This is a genomic window from Candidatus Firestonebacteria bacterium RIFOXYD2_FULL_39_29, from assembly GCA_001778375.1.
Classification (GTDB): domain Bacteria; phylum Oederibacteriota; class D2-FULL-39-29; order D2-FULL-39-29; family D2-FULL-39-29; genus D2-FULL-39-29.
The window spans coordinates 66,280-84,192 of sequence record MFGV01000087.1; the positions used below are offsets into that span (position 1 = coordinate 66,280).

Here is a 17,913-nt window from a genome sequence, read left to right on the forward strand (position 1 = left end):
TTGCTTAATGCAATACGCCTATTTTTCTTATTACCTGCTTGACGCCTTCGCTGGATCTTACCATGATTCTGCAGATGTAGCCGCCTTTTGCTACTTCATCGCCTATATCATTCTTGCCGTCCCATTCAACATTGTTCCTGAAGACCTGTCCGCCCTCAGTACCTTTGGTACATTCAATAGTTCGAACCAGATGTCCGAGAAGGTCATATATGGTAATTGTGGTATCAGCATCCTGGTTAAGAAGGTATGTAATTACAGTCTTTCCCGTCCTGCTGTCAAACGGGTTAGGATAGTTACTGACCATACTTATAACTTCCTTAGGCAGTTCGTCAATAGCCACGCCTTTTGACTCTTTGGACCAGGGACCCCATGAACCTGCGGCATTCCTCGCTCTTACTTTATAGTAGTAAATATGACCGCGTGATTTATTGTTAATAGCTGTCTTTCCTTTTGTGTTTTCAACATTTATCGTAGCCTTTACATCCGACCATGCCGGCATCGTATCCGCTCTCTCCTGTACCTGATAATCCACAACTCCTGATTCCAGGTCCCGCGCAAGATTCCATACCAGAGTATAGGACGGAGTCGCCACATTACTCTTTGCTATTTCAGCGGTAGTCTGCACGCTTGTCGGGTCACTCGGCGCCGTTAAGTCAATCTTTATAGCTTTACTCGTCGGATCCGAAACATAACTGGTTGTTCCAACTTTATTAATAGTCCTTACACCTACATAGTAGGTCTTATCAGGATCCAAATTAAGATCAACCACCTGCAGGTTTGTTGCCTTGCCGACAGAATACCAGGACAATCCGGCCGCAGCCGCAGGTGTGACCTCAGCCGTGCTAATGGTATACTCAACTTCAGTAACCTCATCTCCCGCGTTAAACGCCACGCTGCCGCTTATCAAGGCGGTAGTATCAATCCAGTCCGGGAAGGTAAGTACCGGATTCTGAGGCGTCTTTTTATCCCTTATGTCTATGACCGAGGATAATATATTAGTCCCTATAGCCGGTGATGCAAAATTAGCCGGCGTGATCATTAAGAATGTAGAATGACCCTGATCCCCGGTGACTTCAAATTTAATCTGAACATTAGTTCCCGGTACCGCCGCAGGGAAATCACCGATATCAATCACAATATAGAAGGTGGTCCCGACATTTGTAATTGTTTCCGGTGTATTGAAAGAAATTAATGCAGAGCCTTCGTTAAAGTCCGATCCTCCCGGAGTTCCTACGGGAATATAATTAACCGAACCGATAGCCGGTGAATCATCCGCAAGGTCAAAGTTATCATTTGCATTTCTTTCTTTATATATCTTTATAATTGTAATAGCGCTCGGATCGGACTGCGCGGAGCCCAGAACCTGAAGCCGCATGCCCGTGAAGACGGCAGTAGCAATCGGATTATTGGTAGAAATGGTAAACTTCTCAACCGGAATATCCGTCTGGTTCTGCTTGGCGCCCAGAGGGCCCACGAACTTGTAAGTAAGGTTATTCTTCACTTCCGCTATAGTAACGGTCTGGATTGTTGCCATAGGGAACGGCCCGCCGGAAGGATTATTACCGAAGGACATTTCAAAATTACCCGTTGATGCCAGCTGTATACCTAAATTTGCATTAGGCGTAGCGCCGGTATCTACCTGGCAGACAATAAAGAAGTATTGCGCCTGAGTAGTAATAACCTGCGGCTGGCCCGCAAGAGAGACCGCAGCCTGATTCGGACTATCCGAGCCGAAGAAACCGTCTGTGACCACTGTGCCGATACTGTGATACACGGGGTTACTTCTTGCCGGAACAACAAAGCCGATTATCTTTCCGCTGCCATTAACTACCAGAGATGTATAGGATATAATCTCTTTATCTATCTTGATTTTGCCGGTAGAAGAGAAACCGACCGTAGGATTGACACTGATAGTAGTCGCATTCACGGCAAGCACCGGCGCAGAAAGTGCTGCGATATTAGAGACCAGAACGTCATCAACTTCAGAGAACTCACCATTCCCTGTATCCCTGTAGATCTTTACCGCGGAGATATCGCTGTCTAAGCTGGTACCTATTCTTTGAAGCGAGAGCTTGGTCCAGAGCGCATCTGCTATATCGGTGACGAGCCTGATCTTCATAACCGCAACGTTCTGACCCTGGAGAGGGCTGAGCGGATACCTGTAAGAGTTATTTGTGGATGTTGCATCCTTTATAAAGCCGTCATCACCTATCTCGCTTATAGTAACCGTGTCACCATACTCTTGAATGGTAGAGTCGGTAGACCGAAGCGGGAAGTTGGTCAAAGCCACTTTATCCGCAGTACCGGCGAGAGTAATAGCATCGCAGATAGTAGCATTAGTACTTGCCAAAGACACTGCAATTGTCTTACCCACGGAAGCAAGATTTGCCATAGTGTAAACGACAAAGTAGGATTTAGTTGTTGTCGCGATGTTCTGCGGGTACTTCAAGCTAAGGTCTTTCACTCCGCCTATAAAGGACTCTGTTTCAAAGGAAACAAGCGGGTCTATGCGGACATTGACGCCGCTGGTATAAGAAGCGGCAAGTGTACCGAGAGCATGTCTGGTACAGCCCGTGAACTTACCCGCAGTGGTGGAGGTTTCAAGAACACGTCCGGTGTAAGTAATAGCTTCTATGGCGTCAGTTCCTTCTATCCAGATAGTTCCGGAGTCAGGGAATCCTGCAACGGTATCAACCGGTATTTCGACAGCATCCGGGAGAACAACACCGGAACTCTGTATCCTGCAGAAGTAAGGATCAAAGTCGCCGCTATTATTACCGTCGTAGTAGATACGGACCGAAGCAATATCGGAATCCGAACCGCCGTTGGCCCCGCTGCTGTACCTGTTAACTCTGATCTTATTTATTATGACATTATGGGCATCAGTTTTCATATCAAGACGGAGCATCGGCGCAGGGTTCTTAAGTGAACCATTATACGCGTACGGCTGGCTGCCCTGACCTTGCTTTATCAAAGGCCAAGCTTTATTAACTTTATTCACGGTTAAAGTATCAATCGTGGCGTAAAGCGCCGGCGTGCTTGTTACTATCGGGAAGGTGGCTGCATTCACGGTATTGGTACCCAGAACATGTACGGCACCCTCGGTCGGAAGCTGCATGCCGACGGTATCTCCCGGAGTCGCGCCGTCTGCTATATCATAGACGATAAAGTATTCCTGAGTATTCGTAAAGTAAACCGTTTCAGGTATGGCAAACGTCATGGAACATTGCTTACCAATCATGGTGCCGGAGGCAATCAGAGTATCCACCGCAACATCAAACACACCGTTCGCACCAGAGAAGCCCGGCAGACCGTTATCATCCCTATAGATTTTAACAAGAGCGATGTCTTTATCATCCGTATTACCGCTGAGCACTATATCGGCACCGGCCCAATCCGCCTGGAAACCGTCCACGGTAATATTAAGTTTACCCATTACAACATTTTTGTCGCCCTGGAAGAGGTGCCTGATCACCTGCGCGCCATTGAAATGCATTACCGCCGTGGAGCCGAACGCGCCTCTGGTAACTCCTGTTATAGTATTATTTGAGCCTTTTCCGGTGAAAGTCATTATCTCTGCACCTATCTCTATAGCATAAAAGGCCTGGCCCACTCCGGCTTCAGGTAAAGACAGGGTAGATGCCAGCGTAAGAGTAGTTGCAGAGGTACTGATATCACCTAACAAGGTGGTCGACGCAGTCCAATCATTACCGACCACGTTTAGAACTCTGGGAGTCGGCTTTATGGTCGAGATGTTGGAAGCAATTGTAGAAACAGACGCTTTTGTATTCGGCGTACTTACATTAAAGTAGGAGTTATCCGCAATTCTTACACCGACTGTACGTTCGGGTATGGAAGTATCGCTAATCCCGAGTACCACATAGTAACGCTGTATTCCGGGTATAATAATTTCAGGCGACGGGATAGTCATTGTAGTAGTACCCGCAATAAAGTAGCTGTCAGTGATAAATTTACCGGTATTATGCGCCTTTTTGTTGCCACCTCTGGTGACGCTCTTGAAACTGGTTGCGTCTTTCGCGGTATACGTTATGATTTCATCCTCGATCTTCAGGGTACCGGTACCATTAAAGTTAGCTGTTGAAACCACCGGGAGCGTATTATCATCTGCGGTGATATCCGCAGTCAGGGTCGTGCCGCGGCTGATCAGGACATCCGAGTTAGAGCTCCTAACGACCGCCCCGCTGTAATGGAGTACCGGCATAGTTCCGTTAGCCCCTCTAATTCCTCCGCCGGTAACTACAAAGGAGTTAGCTGTCTTGGCCGCATAAGTTATAAGTTCATTATCTATCTTAATAGTGCCGTTGTCAGGGTACCCGGCAGTAGAAACAACAGGTATAGTCATATCCAAAACAGTTATTTGCGCCGTAAGAGACGTATTATTATTATTCGAAGGCGTATAACCGTCACCTATCTGGAAGATACCATTACCGTCATCTCTAACCAGTTTTACAAAGGAGATGTCAGAATCCTGCGCGGTACCAAGCTTGTCTACTTTTATCGAAGTTAACGGCGCCGAAGATTTGTCTGTGGTAATTACAAGTTTTTCCACGGAAACGTTACGGTCGCCCTGTATCGCCGTGTTATCTCCAAAGTCCGTATGAGGAACATCCGCCGTACCAGTCATGGTTACCGTATCAGCATACTCCGCAATATTAACAGTGACTCCGGGGAAGGCCACGTTGGATACTATATCAACACCCTGCAGGGTAAGGCAAGTTTTATCGGGTATGGAGAAGCCCTGTTTTTGTGTCCCGAGCATCGTAAAGTAGTTGAAGTCAAAGACCACGAAGTAGTAGGAGTCCGTAGTGAATATTTCCTGCGATGTCATGAAGACTATATTGGAAACTCCGCCTATGAAAGTATCAGAACCCGAGGAGACGAGCAGATCGGACGTCACAACAGACCTTAACGCATGGGCGGAAGCAGTCGTACCGCCGACACCTCTACTACATGATATAAGGGTTGTATCCGTCTTTGACAGGTACTGTATCTTTTCATTATCAATATAGACATACCCGGCCGCCGGGAAGTCATCCGTATTTCCGGAGACGTTATCCGGACCCATAAGAGAAGTCACAGTCAGCACGGAAGCATCTGCGGTGGCCGCAGATGCAAGTTTTGTGGAAGTATGCACGGGATTACCGTCGGAATCTTTTGCCGTCGTCTGGCATTTATAGACCTTTATAGCGGTGATATCAGTATCTATACCGGAACCGGTTCTATAGATCCTAAGACTATCCCAGTACGCGGAGTTTTTGTCCACATGTATAGGCAGTCTTGCCATTACAACTTCCGAATCACCCTGGGTGACGGTCGCAGGCGCAGCGCTTCCCGGAGTCACGGTGACGGTATCAACGGTAGCATGTATAAGAGGGTTCTTCTGCACTGCCAGAGAATCCCCGGAATTAACAGGGAAGTTAACATTCAGTATCTTACTCGGAGGAGTTAAGGTAAAGTAGTCATTACCGATAGAGAACAACGCGGAGATCTCTTTTCCTATCGCAGCGCCGTAAGCAATACTATAAGCCACAAAATAAGTTTTCGGCGTCATTGAAATAGCTTCCGAAGCAGAAAGATATACTTTTTTAGTATCGGTTGAGAAGACCTCCAGACCGCTGTTGATCATCAGATCAAGGTTAGGTTCCAGCGCCCCCGAGCCGTTAGAATCTCTGTAGATCCTTAAAGAGGAGATGTCGGCATCAGAGGTGGTTCCGTAATTATCAATTTTAAGCGCAGTCCAGGTGGCATTGAACATATCCGTCGAAAGAACAAATTTCATAAGCATTGCATTCGGCGAACCCTGCTCAACATACTGATAAATAGGGGTATTATCCGCATGCGCGGCCGCATCAGAACCCAACGCGCCTCTTGCTACATTAAGGAACGACGCCGGTGAAGAAGGAGAACTGCTGTTAGGCAGTTTACCGTTATAAGTAATGATCTCATTATCTATTTTAAGAGTACCGGAAGAAGGCCAGCCGTCGGTTGCAGGATATCTTTCAACTTTTGCTCCGACAGTATGCGCCGCGGGGGTAGATCCATACGCGCCTCTGGTGCAATTCATAAATTTATTATCATAACTTAAGAAGTTAACACCATCCAGGATCTTAGGTATGAGCGTATATGTAATTATTTCATTATCTATCTTTATTCCGTACTGCATGGCCCCGCTGTTTGCAGGCAGGGTCGGATAGAAGCCGTTTACACTGTTTACAATAATAGTGGTATCGGCGGCGGTTATATCATTCGAGACAATTGTAGTACTCACGCAGGCAGGTACTGTTATCGTCGACGCGCCCGCGCTTATAGCTCCCGCCAGTCTGTTCGTTGCCAGATTGGTCGGCACCACCACAACTTCTGCAGGTTTACTTTCTATCGCCGTTGCAGGATAAACCTTTTCTCCGGGACTGTGCGCCACAATGGGAGTGCTATTCAACCCTCTTGTTATGCCTATGAAAGTTGTAGCGCTTTTCATTGTATACTGGATGAGTTCATTCCCGATGGCCAATCTTCCCGAGACAGGGAAGTTAGCAGTTGACACTACTATAATATTCGTAGTAATCGGATTACTCGTTAGCGCCGCTGACAGCGTGGTGGAGATGATCGGGAAGTTATTTGCCGCAACGTACACGCCTGAAGTAGCAAAATTAGCCAGATTGTCTATTTCTATACCAAAAGTGGTATTCGGCGTTGCCGTGGAATTTATATCATACGTTATGAAGTAGGTTATAGCCTGTACTTCATTTATCACTTCAGAGCTGCTGAAGGCAATGTTAGTAACACCACTCGAGAATGTATTGGCGCCAATAAGAGTATCAAGCGCGGGTTCAAGAGTCCCGTTACTTCCAAAACCGCCGCCGTCATCTCTGTAGATCTTAACGGTAAGAATATCAGAGTCCGTGGCCGTGCCCAGACGGTTAATACGGAGAGCACTCAATATAGTCGTCCCGCTATTGGTCTGTAAACTAAGCATAAGTACCGGCTGGTTGGTCGTCGCTTGAGGAACGCCTCCCGAAAGCAGGAAGGTAGGTGTAACGATCATGCCCTGCAGAGTCAGCGTCGTAGAAACACCGTTAATAGTAGACACCGCCAGGTCAGCGACGGAAAGCACAACTTCTTCGACTATCTGGTCGGTCACCTGGAACGTCGTCACACCCGCATCAGAGTTCTCAAACTTATGGGACGCCGGAGTACAGACAGGCGTGCCGCCCAGGGAACCTGTTGCCAGGAAAGCAACATCGCCCGTATAATAATTACCCTTATCAACATCACCGACGCACAGGTTGTTGTAATCATCTCTGGCCTTTACGGTCGCAAGAATACCGATTCTTACAGAACCTGCTCCCGGATGGGTAACTTCCAGGCGGGTGCAGAGATTATTTGTAACAGTAACCAGTTGTGAGCCGGTGGTCCAGCCCGTGGCCGGATCCGCAGTAATAGTGCAAACACCGGCAGAAATATCTCTGTATTTTAGAGAAGCAATATTATTACCTGCATTTATTTCCACGGTTATCGCCGTCCAGGAGATACCTCCGTCTTTACTGAATTTACCGTTAATCGAAGTTGAAGCCAGACCAATTGACTTCTGAGAGAGCACATTTGAAGCATTATTGTAGGCATCCTGGGTCTGAATTGTTATAGCTGTTGTACCGGCGCCAAGCGCGTTGCTCGCCACTATTTTTTGCGCAGGTGTAATAAATTTGATCTGCGTTATTCTGTTAGCGGTCACTGTCTGCTGCTGCGACGCAGCTATCCAGGACTGGAACGGGAATTCGGAAACCGTAACCGTCGGCGAACCCGTTACCGTATCCTTATAATAGAAGTCCGCGACGGAACTACCCGCAAATATTGTAGAAGTTGTTGTCGAGAAGCTTACACCGTCTATCGAGAAAGAGCCGCCCAGGGAACCACTCATCAGATTAAGGTTGGTATTTGAAAGCATGAGCACCGGATTGCTGTACTGATCCTGACTTTGAACTATCATCCGCTTCGGCTGGTTGACCGGAATAGTTATAGCATGCGAAGCGGCGACAGAACCAAGAGCGCCTCTTAAACACCCGGTAAGACTATTCCCGGATTTCGCGGAGTATTTAATCTTTTCTGTGCCTACGACTACTAAACCCGAGTCGGCAAAGTACTGCGCATCCACAAGCGGTATCGTAGTCTCAAATTCATCTATAGCGGTGCTTACCGTGGTTGATGCCATACCCGCGGTCATACTGTAAGCAGGTGTCGCAAAACTCAGCCTGAAGACGTTGGCGGACATTATTGTCACTGTCTGTTTTGCAACCTGCCAGCCGCTTGAGTCCACCTGTATTTCCACCGCAGGATTCCTGTAAACCGTATCCCCTATGTTATGCGCCTCGGCAGTCGTCCCGTTCGCGCCTCTTTCACAGCCCGTAAAGGTAGTGGCAGTCTTTGAGGTATAGGTGATTTCTTCGGCGCCTATCTTTAAGGTTCTCTTTGTAATATCTGTTTCCGCAGCAGCGGCAAAGCCGGTCGTATCTACAACCGTTAGAGTCGTATCCACAACCGCCGCATCCAGGGAGAGAACCGCGCCCACTTTATCGTCTTTATAGTAGAAGTTCTTTTGATTCTCATTGACAGGTATCGTAATTACGGACGTAGCCGCCCAGACCGTATCAGAAAGCGAGAAGCTGTTTACCCCTATGGAGTTGGAAGACAAGGCACAAATCGCATCGCTTGCCACTTTCTGCGGATTGCCAAATTTATCCTGGGACTGAACCGTAAGAATATTATTAGGAGCCGAACCCGGAGTACCCGCGGTAAGTGTTCTGCTCGGAGTAATTATAACGAGTCTGGAAATTATATCAGGATCAACTCTTAGATCCCCGTTCAAAGTCGTAAGCCCCGCGCCCGCGCAGGAGATAGCCCAGGAGGCAAAAGCTGCAGGAGGTTCATAAGATGTTTTTTCATCATAATACCAGAAATTCGCAGTAGAGTTGCCCGTGAAAATAGTGACAGAAATAGTATTAGTCGGAGCCACTACAGGATCGGTTAAGCTGAACTTCTTATTAGCCCCGGTGGAATTTGAAGTAAGATCAATTACTTTGTTGCCAAACTGGGTGATATTATCATAGATATCATATCTTCTGACGGTAAATATAGAAGACCAGTTACCGGCGGTAATAGACGTCGGGCTGGTGGTATAAGTCAGATGATGCGCAGTTCCGCCGGTCGTAGTGATTAAACCTGATTTTCCCGAGATAGCCGGCGCACCGGAAGTTACCGTAATGGACGCAACGTCAGGAGCGTGCGTTGAAATCGAATAATTGATTACAGCTAAAGAACCAATCCGGCCTTCGATGTCCGTCGCCGCAGTGTTAGTTGAGACGGTTCCCGCAGATCCGGTAACATCCGTAACGGTGATATTTGCCGTTATACCCGACATCGCAACGTAATTATTATACGCATCGGTAATCCTGGCTTTTAATGCAGGTGAAGAACCGGCAGTAATTGACTGATTGGTAATAAGATCATTAATATAAACTACAAACTTCGAAGCATCTCCCGGCTTTACAACAATACCGGACTCCGTGCCGTTTATGCCGTCATCAGTTATATCTCTTGCCGTAAGCGACTGCACGCCTCTGGTTTTCGGAGTAAACTCAGAACTGAAAGTACGAATACCGGCATCTCCAGCTACAAAGGTGTAAGGAGCCGGAACCGACGCAGGCGTATCCGTAGAGGTAAACTGGATCTGGCCTAAATATTGATTAGGTCCACCCGCGCATCTGTTGTGGAACCTGTCCTGCGCTTCTACGGTAACCGTAGCAGAGTCGCCGGCTTTTATAGGCCTGCTGACATAAGCTCCGGAGTTATGGGTAGCTGCAAGTGTATAGGAAGCCGCTCTCGTACAGCCGGTAAAGGAAGTCGCAGTCAAACCGGTATATGAGATTACTTCATTATCAATGCCGATCTCTCCCGAAGCGTTAAAGCCCGTTGTATCGGCTACATTTATAGTAGTATCAGAAGGAGTAATATTGCCGGTTAAGGTCGTGGTAACCGCAACTCCGGTTAAATGGAAGTGCGTAACCTGGCCCGAATACATAGGTATTCCGGCTGTAGTATAAGGAAGATAGGTCGCAGGCGCCATATCGGTAGCCGTGAGGGTTTTGGTAATTCCGGCCGTTGCCATAGTTATCGGGAAAGCTCTGCTCCCGCCTATCAGATTAAGCTGTGGCGGCATTACAACATCAGGATGTGTATCCGTGCTGGTTATAGAAACCGCCGGAGTAGTGCTATCAACAATATTCCAGGTTGAGTCAACACAGCTGACCGTTACATTGAACGCAATACCCGCAGTTTGATAAGACGGAGTTCCGGTCTTACCGCCGGTTATACCGGGCACATGAGTTTCGCCCGGAAGAACCATAAGTAATTTAATTGCAGCGCCGGCGCCGACAGCTATAGAAGGCGAGATGCTCTGAGCAAAGGCCGGTAAAGATATATCCGTATCTTTGGCAGTAAGGACAATTGTCCCTGCTGTTGCAGGGGTGACGTTATAAACACCCGATCCGCTTATCAAATTCGAAGGCAAAATAACAGCATCATATAAATCAGAAGTAGTTACGGTAACTTCCGGGGTTGCCGAGTTTACTTTATTCCAATAATCATCGGTTGCATTAACCGTAACGGCAAACGGAGTACCTGCCGACTGTCCGGTAATACTTGTTGAGGTCTTGCCGCTTAAACTGCCGGGTACAGCGGTTTCTCCAGGAACCAGAAGCTGTAATTTTGTACCCGAGTTGGGATTAACGGTAACACTCGTGCTGGAATTAGCAACATACAACGGCGCCTGTCCATCCGTATCCGTAACACTTACTGTGCCGGTATTTGCCGCCGTTTTAAACGCTATGGTAAAGGTCTTTGTTCCCGAGTTCAAACCGTTTGCCGGCGGTTCGGTATCATACAGATCCGAAGTGGAGACAGTTACAATAGGACTATCGTCAGGATTTATATTCCAGTACGGGTCGACGCAGTTGACGGTAACCGTGAGTGCTACGCCGGCCGTCTGAGCCGCAGGAGTTCCGGTCTTACCCGGAGTCCCGGTAAGTAAACCGGGAACCGCTGTTTCGCCCGGCAATAAGAGCTGGAGTTTTACTGCACCGGCAGGAACTATAGTAACATTGGAACTTCCATAAGTATTATAGGCCGGTACGTTGGTACTGGTATCGGAAGCGGTCACAGTTTGAATATCGCTGGTTATCATGTCAACTGAAATTGCCGAAGTACCCGCAGCAAGGGTTACCGGCGACGGGTTAGTATCATTCATATCCGAAGTTGTGAGTGTCACTTCTCTATTGGTACCGGTTTGTACTTTATTCCAATAATTATCGGTGGCATTCACAGTAACGAGGAACGCAACGCCGGCCATCTGGCTGGTTTGAACTCCGGATTTTCCTGTGTCAGATCCTTCGAGAGCAGTTTCACCCGGAAGTAAAGCTATAAGTTTGGTAGCAGCGCCTGCACCCACGGTAATAGGAGTAGTTGAGGAGTCTGCGGTATATAACGGATCCGCCCCATCCGTATCGGAAGCCGTAAGCGCAGTCATACCCGCCGTATGGAGAACGCAGGAGTAGCTTCTTGTACCCGAGACCAGCGAAGCCGGGATCGGTTCAGGAATATCATATAAGTCCGAAGTAGTTATCGCAACCAACGGATTGGCGCCGGAGGTTACCTTATTCCAGTTGCTATCTACACAGTTTACCGTTATATTAAACGCCGTGCCGGCAATCTGAGCCGCCGGTGTTCCGGTCTTGCCCGGAGTTCCGGTAGACAACCCGGGTACCGCGCCTTCGCCCGGTACCAGAAGCTGAAGCTTTACCGCCGTCCCGGCAGTTACCGTGATATTAGAGCTGGCACTTTCGATGTAAAGAGGATCTATGGCATCCACATCCGAAGCCGTAACCGCGGATGTAGCCGCAGTAACAAATTTAACGGAGTAGATCTGTATACCGGCACTCAAAGATATTGCAGGAGGTTCCACATCATATGTATCACCTGTTGTAATCTTAACCTGGGGATTCGCGCCGGAGGATACCTTATTCCAGTTTGCATCCACACAATTTACCGTCACATTAAACGCCGTACCGGCAACCTGCGCGTTCGGAGTACCCGTCTTACCGGGAGTGCCCGTAGACAATCCGGCCACAGCACCTTCACCCGGAACCAGAAGCTGTAATTTTACAGCCGCACCCGCGGTAACCGTTATTGCCGTACCCGTTACACTGGCGGCATATAAAGGATCCGTCCCATCGGTATCGGCAGCGGTTATCAGAGAAGTACCGGCGGTAACAAGATTAACCGCGAAGGTCTTTGTGCCGCTTGAAAGACCGGCAGCGGCAATCGCACCGTCATTAGGGTCTGCGGTCGTAACTGTAACAAGCGGATTAGCGGTGTCTACAAGATTCCAGTAGGGATCCGTACAGTTAACTGTTACCGTGAAGACCGTACCTGAAACCTGAACTGCCGGATTACCTGTTTTGCCGTTGGTGCTTCCGGGAACAGTTCCTTCACCCGGAACCAGAAGTTGTAATTTAGCCGCATCAGCCGGAGCAGCGGTAAAGACCGGGCTCTCATCAGTAAGGTAAACCGGGTCAACACCGTCGGAATCATACGCAGTTACCGTATGCGCATTTAAAAGCGCAGTCCTTAAATCCACGCTGAATAATCCCGAGCCGGCAACAAGCGCTGCGGGAGTAATAGGAGAGTCAAACGTGTCGCTTGTGACAATGGAAACCTGAGGAGTTGCCGTAGAAACTATATTATACCAGTTATCAACACAGTTGACGGTAACCGTAAATGCCGCGCCGGCTTTCTGCGCCGCAGGAGTTCCGGTTTTTCCCGGAGTTCCGGTGAGCATACCGGCAAACGCAACTTCTCCCGGTAATAAGAGCTGTAATCTTGCGGCGTTATTTGTATTAACCGTAACAGACGGGCTGACGTACCGGGTATAAGCTGCTCCGTTATCTGAAGCGGTTATCACCGCCGTTCCGGCAGTATGTAAAACGACCGAGTAAGTATTTGTACCGGAAGACAAGACAGCGTCAACAGGTTCAGTATCATATAGATCAGAAGTGGTTATCTTTACCGTCGGATTGGCGGAAGCCACAACGTTCCACTGCGCATCCACACAATTAACCGTCACATTGAACGCCGTTCCCGTAACCTGCGGAGCAGGTGTACCTGTTTTGCCCGGAGTTCCCGTAGTCATACCGGCAATCGCGCCTTCTCCCGGAAGCAGTAATTGAAGTTTAACCGCCGCACCCGCGTTAACCGCAATGGCCGGCGTTGTATTATTGGTATAAGCTGCGGCTATGTCCGAAGCATCCACGGTAGCCGCGACTGCTGTTTTAAAGGTAACCGGGAAGTTCTTGGTTCCGAGTACGAGCTGGGCATTTCCCGTTTCCGTATCATAAATATCGGAAGTAGTAATTTTCACCGTAGGATTAGCCGATGTTACTTTATTCCAATTGGCGTCCACACAGTTAACCGTCACAGTAAAGACCGTGCCCGCTGTTGCCGCGGAAGGAGTTCCGGTCTTACCCGGAGTACCCGTGCCAAGTCCGGCAACGGCACCTTCTCCCGGCGCAAGTATCTGAAGCTTGACCGCAGAGCCTACGTTAACAGTAAACGACGGGCTTTCGTTAGCGGTATATAAAACACCTACACCGTCAACATCGGAAGCCGTAAGATTAGTAGTTCCGGCTGTAACCAGAGTCACAACAAACGTTCTTATACCGCCGATCAGGAATAACTTGGCCGGTTCAGTATCATAAGCGTCACCGGTAGTTATCTTTACTTCAGGATTAGCTCCGCTGGTAACTAAATTCCAGTTATCATCCACGCAGTTGACCGTCACAGTAAACGCGGTACCCGCGGTACGTGCGGAAGGAGCACCGGTCTTGCCTAAAGAATAACCCGGCACAGAACCTTCGCCCGGAAGCAGGAGCTGTAATTTCGTTGCAGGACCCGGCTGAACGGTGACATTGGAAGTTGTCGTACTTGTCGTATAAACAGGATCTATACCGTCGGAATCCGTGGCAGTTATCGCCGCAGTATTGGTAGTGGTCTGTAAAAGTACCGAGAAGGTGCCTGTCCCGTTGACAAGCACAGCCGCTGCCGGCGGAGCGACAAATTGATCAGAAGTAGCAAGAAGAACCTGAGGGTTCGCGGTGCTTACTTTATTCCACCAATCATCCACGCAATTAACCGTCACATTAAACGCGATACCTGCGGTACGCGCGGAAGGAGTACCGGTCTTACCAGGTGTACCGCCGGTAGTCATACCCGCTACCGCACCTTCACCCGGCAGTAATAACTGCAGTTTTATTGCATTATTAACGCCCACTGCCGCGGACGGGCTCACGCAAGCCGTGTAGAACGGTGAGTTCACATTTGTCGCTGTTATTGTTATCGAACCTACAGTCTGTAATGTCACGCTATATGTCTTGGTCCCGGCAATCAGCGGCGCCTGAGCAATTGCGGCCGCATTAACATCCGAAGTAGTGATCGCCACAGTCGGCTCTACATTAACTATATTATACCAATCATCTATCGCGTTCACCGTCACATTGAACGCAGTTCCCGCTACTCTTGCGCTCGGAGTTCCCGTCTTGCCCGGTGTGCCGGTTAACATACCCGCAAACGCTACTTCGCCCGGCAGTAATAACTGTAACTTGGTCGCCGAGTTCACATTTACCGTTATATTCGGGGATATATTTTGAGTATAAGCAGCCCCATTATCCGAAGCAGTTATCACCGAGGTTCCCGCCGTATTAAAGCTGACAGAGAAGGTTTTTGTACCCGCTATCAGCAAGGCATCCACAGGTTCTGTATCATATAAGTCGGAAGTAGTTATCTTTACAGTCGGATTGGCTGCCGTTACTTTATTCCAGTTGGCATCAACCGCGTTTACCGTTACATTAAACGCAACGCCCGCTGTTTCCGCAGCCGGAGTTCCCGTCTTTCCGGGAGTTCCCGTAAGCATGCCGGCAAATGCTGTTTCGCCCGGAACCAGAAGTTGTAACTTTACCGCCGCTCCCACGTTCACCGTTATGTTCGGGCTTACATTTGATGTTAAATTAGTTCCGCCCGCGTCAACCGCCGTTATTGTCGTTGTTCCCGCAGTACGAAGCGTCACAATAAATGTTCCGGTTCCGCTTGCGAGCGCCGCTGTTGCCGGAGCTGTATCATACAGATCGGACGTGCCAATGCTAACCGTCGGATTTGAAGAGGTAACTTTATTCCAGTTCGCATCTACTGAATTTACAGTCACCGTAAACGCCGTTCCTGCCGTCTCCGCAGAAGGAGTTCCCGTCTTTCCGGGAGTACCGGTTGCCATACCGGCAAACGCTATTTCCCCCGGTACCAATAACTGTAACTTTACCGCTGTATTAACATTTACTGTTATGCTCGGACTTATGCTTTCTATATAGCTCCCCGCGCCAAGATCTGCAGCAGTTATTACCGTAGTTCCCGCAGTAACCAGTGTTACACTAAATATCCTCGTTCCGGATGCCAGCAGCTGTGCTCCAAGGTCTATATCATACAGATCGCTCGTTGATACTTTTACATTTGCATTCGGACTCGGTGTTACTTTATTCCAGTTCGCATCCACGCAGTTGACCGTCACATTAAACGCCGTGCCTGTTACCTGCACCGACGGAGTTCCAGTCTTACCCGGAGTTCCCGTAGTCATACCGGCTACTGCGCCTTCTCCAGGTAACAGAAGCTGTAACTTTACCGCCGCTCCAACGCTCACCGCCGTGCTCGGGCTTACATCCGCTGTATAGTTCGTGCTATTACCCTGAGTATCCGTTGCTGTTATTATTACGCTTCCCGAGGTATGTAACGTCACCGCAAATGTCTTAAATCCGCCTACCAGAACCTCTGCTACAGGTTCGCTATCATATATATCGCTCGTCGTGATCTGTACTTCAGGCTGCGTGGCTCCTGCTGCTATATTCCACCAGTTATCCACACAGTTCACCGTCACATTGAACGCGGTTCCCGCAGTTCTCGCTGAAGGTGTCCCCGTCTTACCGGGGGTTCCCGTTGTTAATCCCGCTACCGCGCCTTCGCCCGGCAGTAATAACTGCAGTTTTACGGCTGCACCCACTCCCACGGTTACTGAAGGGCTTACGCAAGCCGTGTAGAACGGTGAGTCCACATTTGTCGCTGTTATTGTTGTCGTACCCACGGTATATAACGTCACACTATACGTCTTCGTTCCGCCTTCCAATGTTGCCTGCGCTACCGCCGGCGCATTCACATCCGACGTTGTTATTTCCACTGTCGGCGTTACACTAACTTTATTATACCAATTATCCACCGCGTTCACCGTCACATTGAACGCAGTTCCCGCTACTCTTGCGCTCGGAGTTCCTGTCTTGCCCGGTGTGCCGGTTAACATACCCGCAAACGCTACTTCGCCCGGCAGTAATAACTGTAACTTCGTTGCCGAGTTCACATTTACCGTTATATTCGGGCTGGCACAGACGGTAAGTCCTGCCGCTGTATCAGCCGCTGTTATTAATGCATTCCCTGCCTTCTGTAATGTTACGCTAAACGTTCTGGTTCCTGCAACAAGTGGTGCTGCTACCGGTTCTGTATCATACAAGTCGGATGAGGTTATCGTCACATTCGGTGTTCCCGTTGTTACGTTCCACTGCGCATCAACCGCGTTTACCGTTACATTAAACGCAACGCCCGCTGAGACCGCATCCGGAGTTCCAATCTTTCCCGGGGTACCGGTCATCATTCCGGCCATCGCTGTTTCTCCAGGTACCAGAAGCTGTAACTTTACTGCCGCTCCCACGTTCACCGTTATGTTCGGGCTTACATTTGAGGTTAAATTAGTTCCGCCCGCGTCAACCGCCGTTATTGTCGTTGTTCCCGCAGTACGAAGCGTCACAATAAATGTTCCGGTTCCGCTTGCGAGCGCCGCTGTTGCCGGAGCCGCATCATAAAGATCGGAGGTATTTATGCTCACTGTCGGATTCGAAGCAGTCACTTTATTCCAGTTCGCATCTACAGAATTTACAGTCACCGTAAACGCCGTTCCGGAGACCTCCGCAGAAGGAGTTCCCGTCTTTCCGGGAGTACCGGTTGCCATACCGGCAAACGCTATTTCTCCCGGAACTAACAACTGCAATTTTACAGCTGTATTAACATTTACCGTTATACTCGGGCTTGCACTTTCCGTATAGCTTGAGCCTGTACTGCCTGTATCCACGGCAGTTATTACCGCTGTGCCCGCGGTCACCAGTGTTACACTAAAGGTCTTTGTTCCGGAGGATAACAACTGCACACCGGGTTCCGTATCATAAAGGTCGCTAGTAGATACTTTCACCTGCGGGGCCGCAGAAACTACTTTATTCCAGTTCGCATCCACGCAGTTGACCGTCACATTAAACGCCGTGCCTGTTGTTCTCGCTGCAGGTGTTCCCGTCTTGCCGGGGGTACCGGTGGTAACTCCGGCTACTGCTACCTCACCAGGAACCAGAAGCTGTAACTTTACCGCTGCTCCAACGTTAACCGTCGTACTCGAACTTATATCCTGCGTATAACTTGTTCCGCCTGCAGTAGTATCCGAGGCCGTAATTATCACGGAACCCGAAGTCTGAAGTGTGACTGCAAACGTCCTTACGGAACTGCTAAGGAATGCCGCTACCGGCTCAGTATCATTCATATCGCTTGTAGTTATTAAAACTTCAGGCTGTGTTGCTGCCGGAACTATATTCCACCAATCATCCACTGCGTTCACCGTCACATTAAACGCTGTTCCTGCCGTTCTTGTTGAAGGTGTTCCCGTCTTTCCCGGCGTTCCCGTCGTTAATCCCGCAACAGCACCTTCTCCCGGAAGCA

At 49.0% G+C, this 17,913-nt stretch carries 1 pseudogene; it reads right to left on the minus strand.

The features are described from left to right. Positions 1-4 precede the first annotated feature (4 nt). Positions 5-17,913 (minus strand): annotated as a pseudogene (locus A2536_12580) (hypothetical protein).